Source organism: Sulfitobacter sp. EhC04, assembly GCF_001650875.1.
Classification (GTDB): Bacteria; Pseudomonadota; Alphaproteobacteria; order Rhodobacterales; family Rhodobacteraceae; genus Sulfitobacter.
The window spans coordinates 50,897-71,158 of sequence record NZ_LXYI01000067.1 but is presented as its reverse complement, the minus strand read 5'-3'; the positions used below and the strand labels follow the sequence as shown (position 1 = coordinate 71,158).

Below are 20,262 nucleotides of genomic sequence, written 5' to 3'. Positions count from 1 at the left end.
CCCGCTCACCGGACCCTTTCGCGCAGGCGCATCATGTCGGCCAAATCGGGCGGAAATGGGCACAGAATAAGAAAAATCTTGGCCGGGCGACCGACATACGGCACACGGTGCAGGCAGGCGCGGGTGGGAAACTGTCCATTCCGGAACAGTCTATGTTATTATTATCCTTGATGATTCGAAAAGTTCGATGGGGAGAACACCATGGGTTCAATTGCGTTGCTGGCCCTGCTGTCTGGATTGCTTTTGTCCGCCACCCTGAATTCGGGTGACGATGATACCGCCATCGACACCCCCGAAGAACCGGATACGCCCGTCGATCCCGAAGAGCCGGAACTGCCACCCGATACCGGCGCGACCTTCAACCCGTCGGAGGCAGGCGTGCAGATCGAACTGGGCGAGGATGAAACCGGGTCACTGGCCGTGATCTACTACACCGACACCGAAGATACCGCGAACCCCGACGATTTTCTGCAGGTCGACGAGGCGCGGTTCTACCTTGTCCCCGAGGGGGTAGACTGGTCATCGGCAAGCTGGGAAACCCAATTCGACGTTCCCGGTGGGGACAGTTACGACGGACCGCCGACAACCTACGAACTGGCAGAGTTCGAAGAGGCAAACGGCCTCGAACTGCTGGGTGTGGTCGACCTGCTCGGGGTTCCTCATGTCAGCGAAGACCCCTCCGACCGCATTGGCGAGATCACGGCCAACGCACCTGTTGCCGGATACTACCTTGAGGCCAATACCGACGGCGACGAGTTGATCAGCTTCCTGCCGCAGGACTACGTGGTCACCCGCGAAGGGGTCCCGGAACTGCCGGTGTTCGCGGATACGACCGGCACGGAAGAAACCGACTGGCTCTCTGCCGATGCCGATGGCATCACCGTCGATGGCGCGGATGGTGACGACATTCTTGAAACCGACAGCAACGATGTGACCCTGATCGGCGGGCTGGGCGATGACACCATAGAGGCACGGGGCGACGATGCCATTATTCATGGCGGGGAAGGCAACGATGTGGTTCAGGCCAATTCTGCCACGGTCGAGGGCGGCGCGGGTGACGATTCTCTCACGATTGTCGGCGGTACGGCCAACGGCGGCGACGGCAACGACCAGTTGAATGGCTACGGCGAAGGACCAAACCTGTTGTGGGGCGAAGCCGGCAATGACCGTTTTTACGTCGGCGGCACCGGGTCAGAGGCCTTTGGCGGCGCGGGCGACGACTTTCTCGGCGTGAACAGTGGCGCAACCGGCCATGGCGATGCCGGCAACGACACATTGCAGGTGGAATCAGGCGGCACGGCCTTTGGCGGTGACGGCGACGACCTTTTTACCCTGTGGAACCAGTTCCGCGACAGTGACGGCGCGGCTGTGATCACCGGCGGTGCTGGGGCCGATACCATCGACGCCCGCGTCTGGAATGCCGGTGGCGGAGAGGCCGATAATATCTACCTGCGCATGACCGATTTCGACCCGGCGGAAGATGTGCTCCAGGTCGGTAGCTTCCAGACCGGGAACGCGGTGGATGCGGTCGACTTGATCGAAGCACCCGATGGCAGCCATACCGATGTGCGGATCACCTTTACGCCACAAAGTGGAGGGTCGGTGCCCGGCATCGCCGTGATCCGGCTGGAGGGAACCACCGGCATGACGGCGGATCAGGTCATCATCACCAGCTGAACGGCGCAGGGTTTTCACCCGTTTGCCAGGGATTGCCCCCACAGGTCTGCCGCCCCGCCCGGCGCCTGCCGGGCCGGTTTCCGTTGCGCGTTCCACTTCCGCTGCGCCTTTGATAAGCTGCGCCCGAACCACGCAGGAGACCCCCATGAAACTCATCGTCGGCCTCGGCAACCCCGGTGCCAAATACGCCCGGAACCGTCACAACATCGGCTTCATGGCGCTGGACCGGATCGCCGCCGACCACGGGTTTCCCGCCTGGAAGGGCAAGCATCAGGGTGCCATCAGCGAAGGCCGTTTCGGCAGCCTGCGCGCGGTGCTGCTCAAGCCCGAGACCTTCATGAACAACTCTGGCCAATCGGTGCAGGCCGCCGCGAAGTTCTACAAGATCGAACCGCAGGATATCATTGTTCTGCATGATGAAATCGACCTCGCCCCCGGCAAGGTCAAATGCAAATCCGGCGGCGGTCACGCGGGCCACAACGGGCTGCGGTCGCTGCATCAGCACATCGGGCCGGAGTACCACCGCGTCCGGCTGGGGGTGGGCCATCCGGGCCACAAGGACGCTGTGCCGGGCTATGTCCTGCGCGATTTCCCCAAGGCGGATGAGGATTGGCTCGACGATGTCCTGCGCGGCATCAGCGATGGTGCTGCGGATCTGGCCGCATGGGACACCGCTAAATTCCTGAACACGGTGGCGATGCGGGTCAGCCCCGCGCGGTCCGGCACCGGCACCAAGGGGCCGCAGGGCAGCAGACCAGCACCCAAACCAAGCCCGGCAGAGGCAGAGGCACCACAGAAAGCGGATAAATCTCCGCTGCAAAAACTCATGGAACGCTTTCGATGAAGTTGAAAGAAGCCTTTGAGCACCAATCCGATTCCTGCGCGCGCATGGGCTCGCCTTTCATGGGGAAACTGCTGTCCGTTCTGGCGGAAAACTGGCCTGCGGACAGCGCTTTGGGCCGCAAGTTTGCGGGCTTTGACGGCGACATAGGTCCGGCAGGCCATTCGCTTCCCCTGCGCATCGCGGGCGGGCTTCACGCGCTGGTGCTGAACCGCGCCGCCCCCGATCTGGCCGCGCTCTATCCGCCAAACGCCACCAGCGACACGGCACTGCGCGATGGTGTGCTGGCGGCATTGTCCAACCATGAAACCTTTCTGCTCGACTGGACTGACAGCGCGCCGCAAACCAACGAGGTGCGCCGCTCCGCCGCCCTGATCGCAGGCGCGCATGTGGCCTTGCAGCACTTTGACCTGCCGATCCAGCTGAGCGAGCTGGGCGCAAGCGGCGGTCTGAACCTGATGTGGGATCACTTCGCGCTTGAAATCGAAGGGACGCGCTTTGGCGCACAGACCCCGGTGCTGACCCTCGCGCCGGACTGGACTGGTGCCCTGCCGCCCTCTGCCCGGCCCCGTGTCGCATCCCGCGCGGGCGTTGATCTGAACCCGCTGAGACCTGGACGCGGCGAAGATCTCTTGCGGCTTACCGCCTACCTTTGGCCCGACCAGCCCGAGCGCCTGGTGCTGACGCGCGCGGCAGCCTCTGTGGCGACGACCCCGGTCGTCAGGGGCGATGCCATCGACTGGTTGGCCAAACGCCTGCCCAGCGCGCCACAGGGGCAATTGCACCTGATCCAGCATACCGTCGCCTGGCAGTATTTCCCCAAACCCGTCCGCGACCGGGGCCGCGCCATGATCGAGGCCGCAGGTGCCAGCGCCACAACCAACCGCCCGCTGGCCTGGCTGTCGATGGAAAGCGACGGCGACACCAGCGGCAAGATCGGTGCCGCCCTGACCCTGCGGCTTTGGCCCGGTGACATCACGCTGGACCTGGGACGCGCCGATTTTCATGGCCGTTGGATCAAATGGACTCATGCCTAAAAACCGCGCCTGACACTGGTGCCGGACGCGGCCCTGTGATTGGATGCCCCGAAACAAGGGGAACCACCCGATGCGCAAATTTCTGAAATGGACCTTTCGCGGCCTGTTGCTGCTGGGCATTGTGATCCTCGCGATCGGCCTGTGGAAACGCGAGGAGCTTACCCGGCTGATGGCCGTCAACTCCCTGTTTTCCGAGGAAAAGATCGTCAACAACTTCAGCCATATGGATCAGGCCTTCCTGACCGTCGCTGTGCCGCGCGGCAACGGCCCGACCAGCCCGCTGCCCTATGGTGCCGACCATGCGCTGCCCGCCGGTGCCGATGCCTGGGTAGAAGAGCGCAGCCTGACCTCGCTGCTGGTGCTCAAGGACGGCCAGATCGTGCATGAAAGCTATTTCAAGGGCACCACGGCAGAAGACCGCCGGATCAGCTGGTCGGTGGCAAAAAGCTATCTTTCCGCGCTGGTCGGAGTGCTGCTGACGGAGGGCGCGATTGAATCGATCGACGATCCGGTGACCAAATACGCCCCGCAACTGGTCGGCGGGGCCTATGACGGAGCCAGCCTGCGGCAAGTGTTGAACATGGCCAGCGGCGTCACCTTTGACGAGGATTACCTGGATTTCAATTCAGACATCAACCGCATGGGCCGGGTGCTGGCACTGGGCGGCAGAATGGATGACTTTGCCGCCGATCTGACAGAGGTTTTTGCCCCACCCGGAGAGACCTGGCAATACGTCTCCATCGACACCCATGTGGTCGGCATGGTGGTGCGCGGCGCGACAGATCGCTCGGTGGCCGATCTGCTGAGCGAAAAGATCATCCAGCCGCTGGGGCTGGAATATGCGCCCTATTACGTGACCGACGGTGTCGGCACTGCCTTTGTGCTGGGCGGGCTGAACATCACCACACGGGACTACGCCCGCTTTGGCCAGATGTTTGCCCTGCGCGGCAATTGGCAGGGCCAACAGGTGGTGCCCGCCGACTGGGTCGAGGCCTCCACCGCGCCCAGCGCGCCGGGCGGCGCGGGCTACGGCTATCAATGGTGGATACCGGATGGATCAGCCCCCGGCGAATACATGGCGCGCGGCGTTTACGGGCAATATATCTACATCGACACCGCGCGGCAGGTCGTCATCGTCACCACCGCCGCAGACCGCCAGTTCCGCGAACCGGGGGCGAACCAGCAGAATGTGGACATGTTCCGCGCCATTGCCGAGGAGTTGTGAGGCCAGATGGAACCAGATGACAGCATCAACGTAACAGGCGGGCCGCTGGCGATCTGCGGCACCGCCCCGGTGACCGGCTTTTTCCGCGACGGCCAATGCAACACCTGTGCCGCCGATCAGGGCAGCCACACCGTCTGCGCCGTAATGACCGCCGAATTCCTCGCCTACTCCAAATACGTCGGCAATGACCTGAGCACGCCGCGCCCCGAATTCGGCTTTGCCGGGTTAAAGCCCGGCGATCCCTGGTGTCTCTGCGCGGGCCGCTTCATGCAGGCCGCCGATGAAGGCTGCGCACCACAGGTCCACCTTGCCGCAACCCACCGCCGCGCGCTTGACATCGTGCCGCTGGAGGTGCTGCGCGCCCATGCTGCCAAGGCCGAATAGACCACCGGCGACAACCCTGGAAAGCAACGGCGACATCATCGAATTGACCCGATGGTCTTCATGCCCCAAATACCCCCGGGAGTCCGGGTGCGCGCCCGCCGGGGCTCGACACCCAAACGACGGCCGTTTCAGGCGAAGTCACCCATCTCGAACCCCAGCGCCTTGGCCACGGTAAAGATGTCCTTGTCCCCCCGCCCGCACATGTTCATGCAAATGATGTGATCCTTCGGCAGGTCGGGGGCGATCTTCATCACATGGGCCAGCGCATGGCTGGGCTCCAGCGCCGGTATGATCCCTTCCAGCATGCAGCATTTCTGGAAAGCCGCCAGCGCCTCGCGGTCGGTGATCGCGACATATTTCGCCCGTCCGATCTCGTGCAGCCAGGCATGTTCCGGCCCGATGCCGGGGTAATCCAGCCCGGCAGAGATCGAGAACCCTTCCAGGATCTGCCCGTCTTCGTCCTGCAAAAGATAGGTCCGGTTGCCATGCAGCACACCGGGACGACCGCCCGTCAGCGACGCACAATGCTCCATCTTCTCGTTCACGCCCTTGCCGCCGGCCTCGACCCCGATGATGTTCACATCCTTGTCGTCGAGGAAGGGATAGAACAGCCCCATCGCGTTGGACCCGCCGCCAATCGCGGCAATCAGCGTATCGGGCAGACGGCCCTCGGCCTCTTCCATCTGGCCGCGCACTTCCTTGCCGATGATCGACTGGAAATCGCGCACCATCGCCGGATAGGGGTGCGGACCGGCCACGGTGCCGATGCAATAGAATGTGTCGCGCACATTGGTCACCCAGTCGCGCAGCGCGTCGTTCATCGCGTCCTTCAGCGTGCCACGGCCCGAGGTCACCGGGATCACCTCCGCCCCCAGCAGGCGCATGCGAAACACGTTGGGTGCCTGACGTTCGACGTCATGGGCGCCCATGTAGACCACGCATTGCAACCCGAACTTGGCGCAGACGGTTGCGGTCGCAACGCCGTGCTGGCCCGCGCCGGTCTCTGCGATGATGCGTTTCTTGCCCATGCGGCGGGCCAGGATGATCTGGCCCAGCACATTGTTGATCTTATGCGCGCCGGTGTGGTTCAGCTCGTCGCGCTTCATATAGACCTTGGCCCCGCCCAGTTCCTCGGTCAGCCGCTCAGCGAAATACAGCGGGCTGGGGCGGCCCACATAGTGTTTCCACAGGAAATCCATCTCGGCCCAGAAGCTGTCATCGGTCTTGGCGATCTCATATTGCTCTTCCAGTTCCAGGATCAGCGGCATCAGCGTTTCAGAAACGAAACGCCCCCCGAAATCGCCGAAACGGCCCTTTTCGTCTGGGCCGTTCATGAAGCTGTTGAATAGGTCGTTTGCCATGGGATGCTCCTGCGTCTGCGCGCAGCAGATGTAGCGCAGCGGCGCGGCGGGCGGAACCCCAAGACTTTTGCAAAAGTCCTGGGCATTTCCTTGCAAGGAAATGCCTCACTCGATCAGATGCAGAGGCTCACGATTGCAGAAGACGACATAGTCTTTGCCGTTGCGCACTGCACGAAAGCCGCGCCTGCGTATTTCATCCTCAAAGCGTTTACAGCCGACGATCCGCACCACATCCCGCGCCGACCGGCGCACGACCCCGCCCCGCTGCGCAGCCTTGGAGGCGAACAACTGGCCCAGCCATAGATCGGGCGTCATATGCGGCGGCATGAACGACATGCCAGCAAGCTGCCAAGACATGCTTGCCAAAGGGTTAGGCTCTGGACCCGAAACCGCTATTCCAGGATCTTCAACAGGCGTTTCTTGAGCCTGTCCTCGACCTTGTCCTTCACCGCGTCTTCGATCGACTGCCCGTCCTGCGGCACGAGGTCCAGTTCCTCGCGCAGCTTCTGTTCCACCTGATCCTCTATCTTCGCCTTCTCCTCGGCAAAGTTCAGATCAACCGCTGCTTTCAGATCGGGCCGGATGGCCGGGTCCGCCCAGGGCCCGGTGATGCGCACCGGCACCGCCAGACCGCGGTCGCCGTTCACCCGCAGCGCCTTGGGGGTGACGGTATAGTCCAGCGTCTGCGCGCCAAGGTTGACCTGCCCGGCACCGGTCGCGTTGAAATTCGGCAACAGCAGCAGAAGGTCATCATTGCGCAACACGCCGCCATCCATGGTGAATTTCGCCCCCAGCGAATCGAACACCGTGGTGCCGCCCTGCACGTCGAACGACCCCAGCAGCGCATCCAGGTCGATGCCTTCGATCGTACCACGCCCGACTTTCACGGCCCCTTTGCCCGACAGCGACCGCATGATCGCATCCACATTCTGCCCCACGCCAAGAAAGGACAGTTCCGCATCCCCCTGCCCGCTGAACCGGGTCAGCCCGGCCAGATCACTCAGCAGCGGGTTCATCTGCACCCCCAGCGCCTGCACCGCGCCGCCTACCGACAGGCCGGAGCGGTTGTTGGCCACGAACTCACCGGTAAAACGCCCGCCATAGGCTGCCACGTCGCGCAGTTCGAACACCATGCGGGAGCGGTCATTGGTCAGCAACGTCCGCGAGGCCCCAAGCTTCAGCGCGCCCAGGTCGATGCTCTCCGCGCTCAGTGCAATCGCCCCGTTGAAGGCAGCAAGGCCGGAAGCATCAATCGGCGCCCTGGACCAGCCCGCGCCGCTGTCACCTGCCCCACCGGCGCCCGCGCCATCCGCGCCGCCGGTCAGCCCCGACAGGTCCAATACCCCAGCACTCAATTGGGCGTTCACCTGTGGTGTGCCGTTCAGCCCCACATCCGCCGCGCCGCGCAGGGTGTTGCCGCCCAGATCCGCGACCAGCTCGCGCAGGGACAACTGCCGCTCCGGCGTCAGCGTCAGGTCCATGGTCGCATTGATCCGCTGGCCCAGCCCCTGCGGCAGTGCACCCCCCGGCACATCAAGCGCCGCCAAAAAGGCTGCGGTGTCAGCGGTGTTCACACCCACCTTGCCCGCGACAGCCCCATTAAGCGCGGCCCGGCCGTTCAGCGTCACTTTGCCAGCCTGCGTGTCCAGCGACGCGGTCACTGGCTGCACATCCCCGGCAAGAAAAGCCGAGAACGCACCGATTTCCGCCACCACCGTCACCGGCGTGCCCGACGGGCGCAGCACCGCCCGCACCTGTGCCGCGCCGCTGCTCTCAGGCCAGTCCAGCGACAGGTCCACCCCGGAATAGGACACGATGTCCGCCCCTTCGGCATCATAGATCAACGTCGCATCGGTGATGTTCAGCTTTTCGATGGTCACGGGCCGTGCCGCACGTTCGGGCGTGGTCGCGGTTTCGATCTGCGCGTCGCCGCTCGCATCGGTGAACTGCCAGCTTGCCCGCCCGTCCTTGCGGCTTTCCAGACGGATGGTGGGGCTTTCCGCCTCGATGTTGGTGATCCTGATCTCGCCCCGCAGCAGCGCCATGGCATCCACCCCGATGGCGGCGTTCGAGGTGCTCAGCATGGCACCTTCCTTGGCCCAGTCGGCGTTGCCGACCTCAAGCGTGCCTGCCTTGACCCCAAGCACAGGCCAGAAGGTCATCGACACCCCGCCGCTGATGGTCACATCGCGCCCCGTCACCCGGCGCAACTGGTCCGCCGCGATGCCCGCAATCCGGTCGGCGGGCAGCATCAGCAGCCCCACAACCGCCAGAACCACAATCAGCACCAATGCGCCGATGATCCGAACAATCCATTTCATTACCGCACTCCTCAGGCCATGAGGCTTTCCCAGCCCCTTTGCATCCTCTATAGCGCAGATCATGAGCACAAACCCACCCGATCTTCGCCCCGATCTGGCCCCCCGCGCCCGGATCAGCGACCCCAGCCGCCCCGGCCAGCCCTCCATCGGCATGGTCAGCCTCGGCTGTCCCAAGGCGCTGGTCGATTCAGAGCGTATCCTGACCCGCCTGCGCGCCGAAGGCTATGGTGTTTCGCCCGATTATGCCGGGGCCGATGCGGTGATCGTGAACACCTGCGGCTTCCTCGATTCGGCCAAGGCGGAAAGCCTGGATGCGATTGGCGAGGCTCTGGCAGAGAACGGGCGCGTGATCGTCACCGGCTGCCTGGGGGCCGAGCCGGATTACATCCGCGAGCACCACCCCCGCATCCTTGCCGTCACCGGCCCGCACCAATATGAACAGGTGCTGGATGCGGTCCATGCCGCCGTGCCGCCCTCGCCCGATCCCTTTGTCGATCTGCTGCCCGCGCAGCAGGTGTCATTGACCCCGCGCCACTACAGCTACCTCAAGATTTCCGAGGGCTGTAACCACAAGTGCAAGTTCTGCATCATCCCCGACATGCGCGGACGGCTGCAATCGCGCCCGGCCCATGCCGTGCTGCGCGAGGCCGAGAAGCTGGTGGAAAACGGCGTCAGGGAACTGCTGGTCATCAGCCAGGATACCTCCGCCTATGGCGTGGACATCAAACATGCCGAGGATCGCGGCCACCGCGCCCATATCACCGATCTGGCGCGCGACCTTGGGTCACTCGGTGCCTGGGTGCGGCTCCACTATGTCTATCCCTACCCGCATGTGCGCAACCTGATCCCGCTGATGGCTGAAGGTCTTGTCCTGCCTTATCTCGACATTCCGTTCCAGCACGCCCACCCGGATGTCCTGAAACGCATGGCCCGCCCCGCCGCCGCTGCGAAAACCCTGGACGAAATCGCCGCCTGGCGCGCGCAATGCCCCGACATCACCCTGCGCTCCACCTTCATCGTCGGCTACCCCGGCGAGACGGAAGCGGAGTTCCAGACCCTGCTGGACTGGATGGACGAGGCGCAACTGGACCGTGTCGGCTGCTTTCAATACGAGAACGTCGCGGGGGCGCGGTCCAACGACCTGCCGGACCATGTGGCCCCCGAGGTCAAGCAGGACCGCTGGGACCGTTTCATGGAAAAGGCGCAAGCCATTTCCGAGGCCAAGCTGGCCGCCAAGGTGGGCCAGCGGATGGACGTGATCGTCGACGAGATCGACGCAGAGGCCGCCACCTGCCGCACCAAGGCCGACGCACCGGAAATCGACGGCAACCTCTTCATCGACGAGGATTTTTCCGGGCTGTCCGTGGGCGACATCGTCACGGTCGAAGTCGAGGAAGCGGGTGAGTATGATCTTTGGGGGCGGGTTGTCCCTGGCTGATATCTGTCGGAATGCCGCCCCATAAACGCTGTGCCGACCCCACTCGCGCGGGATCGGCACCTGTTGTCTTGTCACCGCTGTCTAGGCCGGTGCGGTAGGTTCAGCACTTCCCGAAGGATTGCTTGACCACCGTCACGCCGGCAACCGAAACGCTGACCTCGACCCCGGTGGGAAAGCCGAAGGTCGTACAGATGTGCAGGCAGGCCTGGGCCGCCGTGCCGTTGGGGATGACATTGGGGATCGGCAGGCAGACCTTTCCGATGCCCAGCGGCAGGCTGAGGCAGACCTTGCCGTTCTCGACCGTCACCTTGATACAGCCCCCCGACAACAGCATATGCGTGTTGCCGGTGATGTCCGTTGTCGCAGACATCTCTGCAAGGTTGTTTTCGCTGAAATGCGCACGCGCCGATTCAATGGCCGCATTGATCTGGTCGTGGTCAAACTCATGATACGTCGTCATGTCAATTTCCTTTATAAAATGTGGTTTTCTTAAAAATGCACTTAATACGTGCATCTTCTGGATATCAGATGGCCGTCACCGGTCAAGGATTCTTTCTACCACAGATAGAATTTCGCCCCTCCGACGGCCTGCGGCGGGTCGCAATGCCGGCCAGAAGTCAGGCGGGATTTCGCGCACATCTTGTTGAAACAACGCGCACCACACCTACATCTAGGCTCAAGACAGGGGATCGCAGAAAGGAACACTTGCAAATGTTCCCCCTATGTTCTACATATTGAACAACACATCCCGCGAGGTACATGAAATGTCCCTACACACTGCCACTCCCGACCTGTTCGACAGCCAAAGGGCGCAACCCGACCTGCCGCTGGGCCAGCCGCTGCCCGCTACTGAAAAGCAGATGAGCTATGCGCGCATCCTGTCGTCAAAGACCGGCGTCGCCCTGCCCAGGGGGATCGAACGCGACCGCACAGCACTGTCCGCCTGGATAGAGGCACACAAGGCTGCGCCGCCTGCGGGCAGGTTCGCCAACTACCCCTCCTCCAAACAGGTTGCCTTTGCCGAACGGATTGCCCGCCTCAAACGCGACACCGTCCCGCCGGAGTGTTTCCGGGACAAGACGCTGATGTCGCGCTGGATCGACAGCAACAAGCCGCGCTAGGGCCTGTGGACATTCATCTTCCGCCACCCGCGCGAGTCGGATTTTGCCGCTGGCGCTCTGATTTGAGCGCAGCAATGTGATCATTGGAAGCGAAAATCCGAGATGGCAAAGGCAAAATCCGCCGCGCCCTGCAAGGGTTTCGCCAAAATTGCCCACTTCTGCGTTAAGAGAGCTTGAAATAGCTGGCTATTCCGGCGCTCTCTTGCCTGGAACTGAGCAATTTTGGGCGGAAACGGGTGGCGGAAGATGAATGTCCACAGGCCCTAGGCACCTGTTCCCCCATCGGGTGCATGCGCGATGACACCCTTCGCGTCCGCCAAGCTGACGACGACCACCGCGTCCGCCAAGCTGACGACAGGTAATCATGGAAAGTTTACGACGGCGTGTTAGCCTTCCCTCATGGCTTATCCATATTCCAGATCTGAAACTTGGGCGGATGGCGCGGTGCATGTCGCGGGGCTGGTGCTGGCCATCCCCGCCTCTGCCCTGCTGCTGGTCGAGGCTGCGGGATCAGAACGGCTGACCACGGCGGCAGCGCTTTACGCGGGTTGCATGATATTTGCCTTTGCCGCATCGGCCATCTACCACCTGTCACCCATCGACCGAACCCGCCCGCTGCTGAACCGGATCGACCATGCGGCGATCTATTTCAAGATTGCTGGCACCTATACCCCTTTCGTGGCGCTGATCGGCAGCGGCTTTGCCTATGCGGTGCTGGGCGTGGTCTGGGCGCTGGCCCTTGTGGGTGCAGTGGCAAAGCTGTGGTTCTGGGGCACCGACGGGCGCGGCTCGCTTGCGCTTTATCTGGTGATGGGCTGGCTCGCGGTGCTGCTGTTCTGGCCGATGTGGCAGGTGCTGCCCCCGGCGGCACTGTTCCTGGTCAGTACGGGCGGCATCATCTATTCGGTCGGGGCCTGGGTCTTTGCCAAACCGGCATTCCGCTTTCGGAACGCGATCTGGCACAGCTTCGTGCTCAGCGCCTCAACCTGTTTCTTTGCCGCCGTCGCCATCGCCCTCCAGGTAAGCTGACACGCAGGTCTGGACGTGGCGAAACCGGTCACCTCCCAGATGCTTGCCACCATACCAGCGCGTCACGACAATCAGGTGATCCGCCAGTCCCGCGCGTTCCAGCATCCGCAGGATCACCATACCGGCCCCGGCCTCGCCATCGTCGCCCTTCAGCGGCCCGGCCTCCGACAGCAGGACACCCCAGGTATTATGCGTGGCCTTTGCATAGGCCTTGTCGCGCATGAGCTCTTTCAGAACGGCATCGACCCCGGCACGGTCGCGCACCGCCGCACCCGAGACGGCGTATTTCGACCCCCGATCGCTCAGCACAATGCCCAGTTTGCGGATCATGCCCGGCCCGGCGGTCAAAGCCCTGCGACGGTCCGCCGCACCGTCTCAAAACGTGCGGAATTCGGCGGATGGGTGCCCAGGAACTTGTCCCCCGGATCGGGAATACGGGCAAAGAACTCCGCCCCCCGCAGCGGATCATACCCCGCCCGCGCCGTGATGATCGTGCCCAGCGCGTCCGCCTCCAGCTCGAAATCCTTGGAATAGCGGCGCGCGCCCACCTCGGCGCCCAGCCGCTGCGCGTTCTGCACCGCCTCGGCATTGCCACCGCTCAGCGTCGCCAACCCGGCAAAGATCACCGCCCCTGCCACCGCATTCTGCTGCTGGCGGTTGATGTGTCCGGCGATATGATGCGCCGCCTCATGCCCCAGAACAAAGGCCAGTTCATCGGCATTGCGCGCATCCGCGATCAGACCGAGGGTGAAGAAAATCACCGGCCGCCCCTGTTTATCAAGGGTTTGAAAGGCGTTGGCGGGCTGCCCCGGCCGGTCATCCACCGCGATGTTGAAATCGCAGTTCACGCCACTGGTGCGCGCCCGGCATTCACGCTCTGCCACCGGCTCCACCGTCTTGACCACCTGGACAAAACTGCGTGCGGCCTGGTTGCTGCTGATCCGTGGCGCAGTTGCAGCGGCGGTGCCCGATGGCACCGGTGCAGGCTCAACCGGCACGACCTCACAGGCGGACAGCATGGCAATGGCGGCCAGAACAAGGGCTGTCTTCTTGATCATCGGGGGGTGGTCCTCTGGGCTTTGCGGTAGATATCGTTTTAGCACAGCGCGCGGCGGGGGCCACCCCGATCACACCACTTTGACGCGACCTCTTGCAATGAACTGCCGAAAGGATCAGTTTCGCCTCATGTTTACGATTGAACACGAATTCGACGCCAGTGTGATCACCCTGGTCGACGAAGGCAGCACCCCCCTGCGCGAGGATGTGACCGTACAGGCCTTCGATTCAGAGATCACATTCGAGCAATGGGACCCGCGCACTAACCGGATCTCGAAAATAACGCTTTCGCCCGAGCAGCTGCGCGACCTGACAGCCGCGCTGAACCTGCCTGAAGGCATCTATCGCAGCACTCCGAAACCCTAGGAAGACAACATGGCCACCGGCACCAACATCAAGACCTATTTCAACGGCCAGTGGCATGACGGCGACCGCATGATCATGAACGCGGCGGATCACGGTGCCTGGCTGGGCACCACCGTTTTCGATGGCGCGCGCCTGTTCGACGGGATGTCGCCCGACCTCGACAAGCACTGCGCCCGCATCAACCGCTCTGCCGCCGCGCTGATGATCACCCCCACGGTAGAACCTGACGCAATGGTCGCGCTGATCCGTGAAGGGTTGGAAAGCTATGGCAGGGACCAGTCCGTCTATATCCGGCCGATGTATTGGGCGCTGGAAGGCGACGATCTGGGCGTGGTGCCGCGCGCCGGGTCCACGGGCTTTGCCATTTCGCTTGAGGAAATCCCGATGGCCCCGCCGGAAGCCGCCACCACCCTGACCCGCACCCGGTTCCGCCGCCCCGTGCTTGAGGACAACGTGGTCAACGCCAAGGCGGGTTGCCTTTACCCCAACAATGCCCGGATGCTGACAGAGGCGCGGTCCAAGGGGTTCGGCAATGCGCTGGTTGCGGATGCGATGGGCAATGTGGCCGAAACCGCAACCGCCAATATCTTCATGGTCAAGGACGGAGAGGTCTTTACCCCGATCCCCAACGGCACCTTCCTGGCCGGCATTACCCGCGCGCGGCATATGACCAACCTCAGGGCCGACGGCCTGAAAGTGCATGAAACCGTGCTGTCCTTTGACGACTTCCATGCCGCCGACGAGGTGTTCCTGTCGGGCAACATGATGAAGGTCACGCCGGTCAGCGCCTTCGATGACACCACCTATGAAATCGGCCCCAACGCCAACCCGGTCACCCGGCGCGCGCGGGCGCTGTACTGGGATTGGGCCGCGTCGCAGGCATAGCCGGACGGCCACTGCCGACTAACATGCGTCAGTTTGCGATTGCCCTGTTCTGCCCCAGGGGTCATGATCGCGCCTGTAAGGGAGACCCGGATGCGCAAGTTCCTCGTGGTGCTGGACGACAGCACCGAATGCCTAAATGCGATGCGTTTCGCAGCGCTGCGCGCGGCGCGCACAGGTGGCGGCGTGACCGTTCTGGCGGTGATTCCGCCGGACGAGTTCAATCACTGGATCGGCGTCGGCGACATCATGCGCCAGGAAGCCCGCGAGCGGATCGAGGTCCATTTCGAGGTCTTTGCCAAATGGATGCGCGACAAACAGGGCGTGGACCCTGATCTGGTCATCCGCGAGGGCGAGCCGACGGATGAGATCATCGCCCATATCGCCGAGGATTCAGACATCGGCGTGCTGGTCCTCGGGGCCTCTGCCGACAAGAAAAAAGGGCCCGGACCGCTGGTCACCCAAATGTCCCGATCTGCGGGGTCACTGCCCGTGCCCGTCACCATCGTGCCCGGCGACATGAGCAAGGAGCGGCTGGAAGCGATCAGCTGAGCCGCCCCTTCCCGCGATCACGCTGCCGTCCGCATCCCTCCGGCGGAAGGGACCGCATTCAGGTTCTGCGCCGTCGGTGGCGCAGACCGCTGCGCACGACGGAACAGGGCAGGCCCGATGAAGACGGCCAGCGCCATCAGCACCAGCGCAACAACCGCCGCTTCCAGGTTGAAGGTCTCTATCACCCTGCCCGGCGCAAGGGCCGCCCTGACAAAAAGGCCCAGGCTGAGCGGCCCAAGCATGGTCAACACCACACAGGTCAACATGCTGAGCCCCGGCAAAAGGGTCCAGCGCGCCGGTATCGCGCGCCGATGCGCGCTATAGGCCCAGCAAAACATCAAGACCGTCACGCTTGCCGCGCTCAGGCCCAGAATAATGTCCATTTCTTTCTCCATGAAAAGGGACAGTGCAATGCGGGTCCTGCCCGCGACTCATGTCCCGATACGCATGGAAATACGCCTGTTTCAGGGGAACTCAAAACGGTATTTCATTGCCGCCTGACACCCGATCGCGCAGCCCGCCATGGCACAGGCGTCAACTTAGAATCATTCCAGACACCTTGACTTGGCGGCCCCCAGCCCGCATATCTATACCAACCAGAGCTTAGGGGAAAACCATGTTCATCCAGACCGAATCCACGCCAAACCCCGCGACACTGAAATTCCTGCCGGGACAGTCCGTGCTTGACATGGGCACTGCCGATTTCCCAACCGCGGATACCGCGCAGACCTCGCCGCTGGCGACACGGCTGTTCGCGGTTGACGGTGTGACCGGTGTCTTTTTCGGCACCGACTTCGTGACCGTGACAAAGGACGACGCGGTGGAATGGGACCATGTGAAACCCGCCCTGCTGGGGGCGATCATGGAACATTTCCAATCCGGCGACAGCGTCATGGCCGAGGATCACAAAGCCACCTCCGGCCATGCCGAACACAGTGGTGAAGACGGTGAAATTGTCGGCCAGATCAAAGAGTTGCTGGACAGTCGCGTGCGCCCTGCCGTGGCACAGGACGGCGGCGACATCACCTTTCACGGGTTCGAGCGTGGCGTGGTCTATCTGCACATGCAGGGGGCCTGCGCGGGCTGCCCCTCCTCCACACTGACCCTCAAGATGGGGATCGAGAACCTGCTGCGCCACTACATCCCCGAAGTGACAGAGGTGCGTCCGGTTGCCTGACAGGCACGGCGCAGGGCCTTTGGTACTGGCATTCGACACATCGGCCGCGCATTGCGCGGCCGCTTTGCTGTCGGGCGACCGGATGCTGGCCAGCGCGCATGAGGACATGGCCAAGGGCCAGGCAGAGCGCCTGATGGGCCTCTGCGCCGAGGTGCTGGAAAGCGTCGGCAAGACCTACAGCGATCTGGACGCCATCGGCGTCGGCATCGGGCCGGGCAATTTTACCGGCATCCGCATCGGCGTTTCCGCCGCACGGGGCCTTGCGCTGGGTCTGGGCATTCCCGCCGTCGGCGTGTCGAACTTTGACGCCCTGCGCCATGGCACAAGTGGCCCCTGTGCCTGTGCCGTCGATGCGCGGCGCGGGCAGGTCTATCTGCAAGGTTTTGAAAACCCGTCTCTTTCAGACGCCCCGGCGTTGTTCGATAGCACCACCCTGCCCGCCTTCGACGGCCCCTTGATCGGCGCGGGCGGCCAACCGCCGGTCCATCCGGTGGCAGAGGCCATCGCCCATCTGGCAGCCCAGCGCCACGCCACCACCACCACACGTCCCGCACCGCTTTACCTGCGGCCCGCCGATGCCGCCCCGGCGCGCGACGCCCCGCCGACCATCCTGCCGTGACCCCGGCACGGCTGGCAGAATTGCACGCGGCGGCCTTTACCCATGAACGCCCCTGGACAGCCGATGAAATGGGCGGCCTTCTGGACAGCCCGCATGTCACCCTGCTGCCACATCCGCACGGCTTTGCCCTGACCCGCCTGATCCTGGACGAGGCGGAATTGCTGACACTGGCCGTGGACCCGGCACAGCAGCGCCAGGGCATCGGGGACAGCCTGATGCGAACCTGGCTCGATCAGCTTGAATCCCGCGCCGCAACCGCCTTTCTGGAAGTGGCCGCCGACAATACCCCGGCCCGCGCGCTCTATCACCGGCACGGCTTTGCGGTAATCAGCACGCGCCCGGCCTATTACCGCCGCACCCAGGGCCCGGATGCCGACGCCCTGATCATGCAGCGGTGCTTTCCGTATGGTAAGCCCCGCGATTAACCCCCCGGAGTCACAGAAAGCTGTTGACCCTCCCCCCTGCCTGCGCCCTAAATTGATCCTGATCATCTGATCTTGGGCCGGGTGCCACGCGCGCCTAGCCCCAACATGAAAAAACCGGGAGACTGATATGACCCTTATGACCAAATTCATGGGCGCCGCTGCCGCCACCGCGCTGTGCGCCGGTGCCGCACTGGCCGAACCCGCACTGATCTTTGACCTTGGCGGCAAATTCGACAAATCCTTCAACGAAGCCGCATTCGGCGGTGCACAGCGTTGGGCCGAGGAAACCGGCGAGACTTTCCGCGAAATCGAACTGCAATCCGAAGCGCAGCGCGAACAGGCCCTGCGCCGTTTCGCCGAAGCGGGCAACAACCCCATCGTCATGACCGGCTTTGCCTTTGGTGACGTTCTCAGCCAGGTCGCGCCCGATTATCCCGATACCGATTTCGCGATCATCGACATGGTTGTGGATCAGCCCAACGTCCGTTCCGTGGTGTTCAACGAACACGAAGGCTCCTATCTGGTTGGCATGATGGCGGCGATGGCGTCTGAATCGAACACGGTCGGCTTCATCGGCGGCATGGACATCCCGCTGATCCGCAAATTCGCCTGCGGCTATGCCCAGGGCGTCAAGGCGGCCAACCCCGACGCGACCGTCGTTGCCAATATGACCGGCACCACACCTGCGGCGTGGAACGACCCGGTGAAAGGCTCCGAACTGACCAAGGCGCAGATTTCCCAGGGGGCTGACGTGGTCTATGCCGCGGCTGGCGGCACCGGCGTGGGTGTTCTGCAAACCGCCGCCGACGAGGGCATCCTGTCGATCGGCGTGGACAGCAACCAGAACCACCTGCACCCCGGCAAGGTCCTGACCTCCATGCTCAAGCGCGTCGATAACGCTGTCTATCAGGCGTTCACCGACGGCCCCGGCATGGAAAAGGGCTTTAACGTCATGGGCGTCGCCAATGGCGGCATCGGCTATGCGATGGACGAAAACAATGCCGACCTGGTCAGCGCCGACATGCAGGCCGCAGTCGACGATGCCGCGGCCAAGATCGCGGACGGCTCGCTTCAGGTGCATGACTATATGTCCGACGACAGCTGCCCGGCGCTGAGCTTCTAAGCGTGAACGCGGACAAGACCACGGGGCAGCCGGACACGGCTGCCCCGGCCATTGAGCTGAAAGGCATTTCCAAGGCTTTCGGCCCGGTTCAGGCCAACAAGGACATTTCCATCCGCGTGATGCCCGGCACGATCCACGGCGTCATCGGCGAAAACGGCGCGGGCAAATCCACGCTGATGTCGATCCTCTATGGCTTCTACAAGGCCGACAAGGGCGAGATTTTCGTCTCCGGCCGCAAGGCCAATATCACCGACAGCCAGGCCGCCATCGCCAGCGGCATCGGCATGGTGTTCCAGCACTTCAAACTGGTCGAGAATTTTACCGTCCTCGAAAATATCATCCTCGGGGCCGAAGACGGGCGGATGCTCAAACCCTCGCTGGCCAAGGCGCGCCGTTCTCTGGTGGAACTGGCGGCGGATTACGGGCTGAACGTGGACCCGGACGCGCGGATCGAAGACATCGGCGTCGGCATGCAGCAGCGGGTGGAAATCCTCAAGGCGCTTTACCGGCAGGCCGATATCCTGATTCTGGACGAGCCCACAGGCGTGCTGACCCCGGCAGAGGCGGATCAGCTGTTCCGCATCCTTGCGCGCCTGCGCGAAGAGGGTAAGACCATCATCCTGATCACCCACAAGCTGCGCGAGATCATGGAGATCACCGATACCGTCAGCGTGATGCGGCGCGGCGAAATGACCGCCACGGTCAAGACGGCAGAAACTTCCCCCGCCGAACTGGCCGAACTGATGGTGGGCCGCAAGGTCTTGCTGCGGGTGGATAAGACCCCCGCCACAGCGGGCGCGGTTGTGCTTGATATACAAGGCCTGCGCGTGGTCGACGAACACAAGGTGGAACGCCTGCGCGGCATCGACCTTCAGGTCCGCGCGGGCGAAATCGTTGGCATTGCCGGCGTCGCGGGCAACGGGCAATCGGAACTGCTCGAAGTGCTGGGCGGCATGCAGTCGGGCCAGGGCAAGATCGCGCTGAACGGCACCCCGCTGGACCTGACGGGCCGCCAGTCCGACGGCAAGACCCGGCGCAGGAACGGCATTGCCCATGTGCCCGAGGACCGCCAGCGCGAGGGCCTGATCATGGATTTCCAGGCCTGGGAAAACACCGCATTCGGCTATCACGACGATCCCGCCTACAACAGCGGCATCCTGATGAACAACGCCGCGATCCGCGAGGATACCGCGGGCAAGATGGAACGTTTCGACGTGCGCCCCCCGAATCCGCGACTTGCGGCCAAGAATTTTTCCGGCGGGAACCAGCAAAAGATCGTGCTCGCCCGCGAGATCGAGCGGAACCCCGACCTGCTGCTGATCGGCCAGCCCACGCGCGGCGTTGACATCGGGGCCATCGAATTCATCCACGAACAGATCGTCGCCCTGCGCGATCAGGGCAAGGCGATCCTGCTGGTCTCGGTCGAGCTTGAGGAAATCCTGGCCCTGTCGGACCGCATCGCGGTCATGTTCGACGGCCGCATCATGGGCGAACGCCTGCCCGACCAGACCGATGAAAAGGAGTTGGGCCTGCTGATGGCGGGCATCACCGACACCGAACAGGCGCATTCCGTGGAAGAGATCGAAGCCAACCTCGCCCATGTGCACGCTGCGGAAAAGGGAACCTGA

At 63.2% G+C, this 20,262-nt stretch carries 23 protein-coding genes; 16 read left to right on the top strand and 7 right to left on the bottom strand.

Annotated features, from left to right (window positions below; genetic code table 11):
- Nucleotides 1-201: 201 nt before the first annotated feature.
- From A8B82_RS20925 to A8B82_RS20905, 5 genes are all read left to right on the top strand, one after another.
- On the top strand, nucleotides 202-1,677 hold the full coding sequence (locus tag A8B82_RS20925; protein ID WP_067296949.1) for a calcium-binding protein: 1,476 nt from the start codon (nucleotides 202-204) through the stop codon (nucleotides 1,675-1,677).
- A 145-nt stretch (nucleotides 1,678-1,822) separates the two neighbouring features.
- Complete coding sequence (pth, locus tag A8B82_RS20920; protein ID WP_067296946.1) at nucleotides 1,823-2,521, top strand: aminoacyl-tRNA hydrolase; 699 nt, start codon at nucleotides 1,823-1,825, stop codon at nucleotides 2,519-2,521.
- Complete coding sequence (locus A8B82_RS20915) at nucleotides 2,518-3,555, top strand: DUF2332 domain-containing protein (protein ID WP_067296943.1); 1,038 nt, start codon at nucleotides 2,518-2,520, stop codon at nucleotides 3,553-3,555. Before pth ends, A8B82_RS20915 begins: the two co-directional genes overlap by 4 nt.
- 70 nt (nucleotides 3,556-3,625) lie before the next feature.
- Nucleotides 3,626-4,780, top strand: coding sequence for a serine hydrolase domain-containing protein (locus A8B82_RS20910; protein ID WP_067296941.1), 1,155 nt, complete (start codon nucleotides 3,626-3,628; stop codon nucleotides 4,778-4,780).
- Between the two features lie 6 nt (nucleotides 4,781-4,786).
- Nucleotides 4,787-5,164: a DUF2237 family protein gene (locus A8B82_RS20905; RefSeq protein ID WP_067296938.1), complete on the top strand. Its 378-nt coding sequence runs from the start codon at nucleotides 4,787-4,789 to the stop codon at nucleotides 5,162-5,164.
- 128 nt (nucleotides 5,165-5,292) lie between these two features.
- On the opposite strand, the gene trpB is transcribed toward A8B82_RS20905, so the two are convergent.
- The 3 genes from trpB to A8B82_RS20890 all read right to left on the bottom strand — a co-directional run bounded on the left by trpB (nucleotide 5,293) and on the right by A8B82_RS20890 (nucleotide 8,846).
- Complete coding sequence (gene trpB, locus A8B82_RS20900) at nucleotides 5,293-6,525, bottom strand: tryptophan synthase subunit beta (protein ID WP_067296935.1); 1,233 nt, start codon at nucleotides 6,523-6,525, stop codon at nucleotides 5,293-5,295.
- A gap of 105 nt (nucleotides 6,526-6,630) precedes the next feature.
- Nucleotides 6,631-6,882, bottom strand: a complete 252-nt coding sequence (locus A8B82_RS20895; RefSeq protein WP_235604760.1) for an N-(5'-phosphoribosyl)anthranilate isomerase — start codon at nucleotides 6,880-6,882, stop codon at nucleotides 6,631-6,633.
- 35 nt (nucleotides 6,883-6,917) lie between these two features.
- Entirely contained in the window at nucleotides 6,918-8,846 is a 1,929-nt protein-coding gene (locus tag A8B82_RS20890; RefSeq protein WP_067296931.1) for an AsmA family protein, read from the bottom strand.
- Nucleotides 8,847-8,907: 61 nt separating this feature from the next.
- On the opposite strand from A8B82_RS20890, the gene rimO reads away from it, so the two are divergent.
- Nucleotides 8,908-10,284: a 30S ribosomal protein S12 methylthiotransferase RimO gene (rimO, locus tag A8B82_RS20885; protein WP_067296928.1), complete on the top strand. Its 1,377-nt coding sequence runs from the start codon at nucleotides 8,908-8,910 to the stop codon at nucleotides 10,282-10,284.
- Between the two features lie 100 nt (nucleotides 10,285-10,384).
- Here rimO and A8B82_RS20880 read toward each other — a convergent pair whose 3' ends face one another.
- Complete coding sequence (locus A8B82_RS20880; RefSeq protein ID WP_067296925.1) at nucleotides 10,385-10,744, bottom strand: hypothetical protein; 360 nt, start codon at nucleotides 10,742-10,744, stop codon at nucleotides 10,385-10,387.
- Nucleotides 10,745-11,048: 304 nt separating this feature from the next.
- On the opposite strand from A8B82_RS20880, the gene A8B82_RS20875 reads away from it, so the two are divergent.
- Together A8B82_RS20875 and trhA are read left to right on the top strand one after the other, a co-directional pair.
- Complete coding sequence (locus A8B82_RS20875) at nucleotides 11,049-11,405, top strand: hypothetical protein (RefSeq protein WP_443069353.1); 357 nt, start codon at nucleotides 11,049-11,051, stop codon at nucleotides 11,403-11,405.
- Nucleotides 11,406-11,804: 399 nt separating this feature from the next.
- On the top strand, nucleotides 11,805-12,434 hold the full coding sequence (gene trhA, locus A8B82_RS20870; RefSeq protein ID WP_067296921.1) for a PAQR family membrane homeostasis protein TrhA: 630 nt from the start codon (nucleotides 11,805-11,807) through the stop codon (nucleotides 12,432-12,434).
- Here the strand turns inward: trhA and A8B82_RS20865 are convergent.
- Together A8B82_RS20865 and A8B82_RS20860 are read right to left on the bottom strand one after the other, a co-directional pair.
- Nucleotides 12,387-12,764 (bottom strand): YigZ family protein, encoded by a 378-nt coding sequence (locus tag A8B82_RS20865; protein WP_443069352.1) that lies wholly within the window; start codon nucleotides 12,762-12,764, stop codon nucleotides 12,387-12,389. The genes trhA and A8B82_RS20865 overlap by 48 nt on opposite strands.
- A gap of 14 nt (nucleotides 12,765-12,778) precedes the next feature.
- Nucleotides 12,779-13,492, bottom strand: coding sequence for a M48 family metallopeptidase (locus tag A8B82_RS20860; protein ID WP_067296919.1), 714 nt, complete (start codon nucleotides 13,490-13,492; stop codon nucleotides 12,779-12,781).
- A gap of 127 nt (nucleotides 13,493-13,619) precedes the next feature.
- Between A8B82_RS20860 and A8B82_RS20855 the strand changes: the two genes are divergently transcribed.
- The 3 genes from A8B82_RS20855 to A8B82_RS20845 all read left to right on the top strand — a co-directional run bounded on the left by A8B82_RS20855 (nucleotide 13,620) and on the right by A8B82_RS20845 (nucleotide 15,290).
- Nucleotides 13,620-13,856 (top strand): hypothetical protein, encoded by a 237-nt coding sequence (locus A8B82_RS20855; RefSeq protein ID WP_067296916.1) that lies wholly within the window; start codon nucleotides 13,620-13,622, stop codon nucleotides 13,854-13,856.
- A gap of 9 nt (nucleotides 13,857-13,865) precedes the next feature.
- Nucleotides 13,866-14,741: a branched-chain amino acid aminotransferase gene (locus tag A8B82_RS20850; protein WP_067296914.1), complete on the top strand. Its 876-nt coding sequence runs from the start codon at nucleotides 13,866-13,868 to the stop codon at nucleotides 14,739-14,741.
- A gap of 90 nt (nucleotides 14,742-14,831) precedes the next feature.
- The gene (locus A8B82_RS20845) at nucleotides 14,832-15,290 is read left to right on the top strand and encodes a universal stress protein (RefSeq protein ID WP_067296911.1); all 459 of its coding nucleotides are present in this window, start codon (nucleotides 14,832-14,834) and stop codon (nucleotides 15,288-15,290) included.
- 17 nt (nucleotides 15,291-15,307) lie between these two features.
- Here A8B82_RS20845 and A8B82_RS20840 read toward each other — a convergent pair whose 3' ends face one another.
- Nucleotides 15,308-15,673: a hypothetical protein gene (locus A8B82_RS20840; protein WP_067296909.1), complete on the bottom strand. Its 366-nt coding sequence runs from the start codon at nucleotides 15,671-15,673 to the stop codon at nucleotides 15,308-15,310.
- A gap of 233 nt (nucleotides 15,674-15,906) precedes the next feature.
- On the opposite strand from A8B82_RS20840, the gene A8B82_RS20835 reads away from it, so the two are divergent.
- The 5 genes from A8B82_RS20835 to A8B82_RS20815 all read left to right on the top strand — a co-directional run bounded on the left by A8B82_RS20835 (nucleotide 15,907) and on the right by A8B82_RS20815 (nucleotide 20,262).
- Nucleotides 15,907-16,467, top strand: a complete 561-nt coding sequence (locus tag A8B82_RS20835; RefSeq protein WP_067296907.1) for a NifU family protein — start codon at nucleotides 15,907-15,909, stop codon at nucleotides 16,465-16,467.
- Nucleotides 16,460-17,086, top strand: a complete 627-nt coding sequence (tsaB, locus tag A8B82_RS20830) for a tRNA (adenosine(37)-N6)-threonylcarbamoyltransferase complex dimerization subunit type 1 TsaB (RefSeq protein WP_067296905.1) — start codon at nucleotides 16,460-16,462, stop codon at nucleotides 17,084-17,086. The genes A8B82_RS20835 and tsaB overlap by 8 nt, the downstream gene beginning before the upstream one ends.
- Nucleotides 17,083-17,511: a ribosomal protein S18-alanine N-acetyltransferase gene (rimI, locus tag A8B82_RS20825; protein ID WP_082899411.1), complete on the top strand. Its 429-nt coding sequence runs from the start codon at nucleotides 17,083-17,085 to the stop codon at nucleotides 17,509-17,511. The genes tsaB and rimI overlap by 4 nt, the downstream gene beginning before the upstream one ends.
- A 127-nt stretch (nucleotides 17,512-17,638) precedes the next feature.
- A complete protein-coding gene (locus A8B82_RS20820; RefSeq protein ID WP_067296903.1) occupies nucleotides 17,639-18,634 on the top strand; it encodes a BMP family lipoprotein in 996 nt (331 codons plus the stop codon).
- A 2-nt stretch (nucleotides 18,635-18,636) separates the two neighbouring features.
- Nucleotides 18,637-20,262, top strand: coding sequence for an ABC transporter ATP-binding protein (locus tag A8B82_RS20815; protein ID WP_067296900.1), 1,626 nt, complete (start codon nucleotides 18,637-18,639; stop codon nucleotides 20,260-20,262).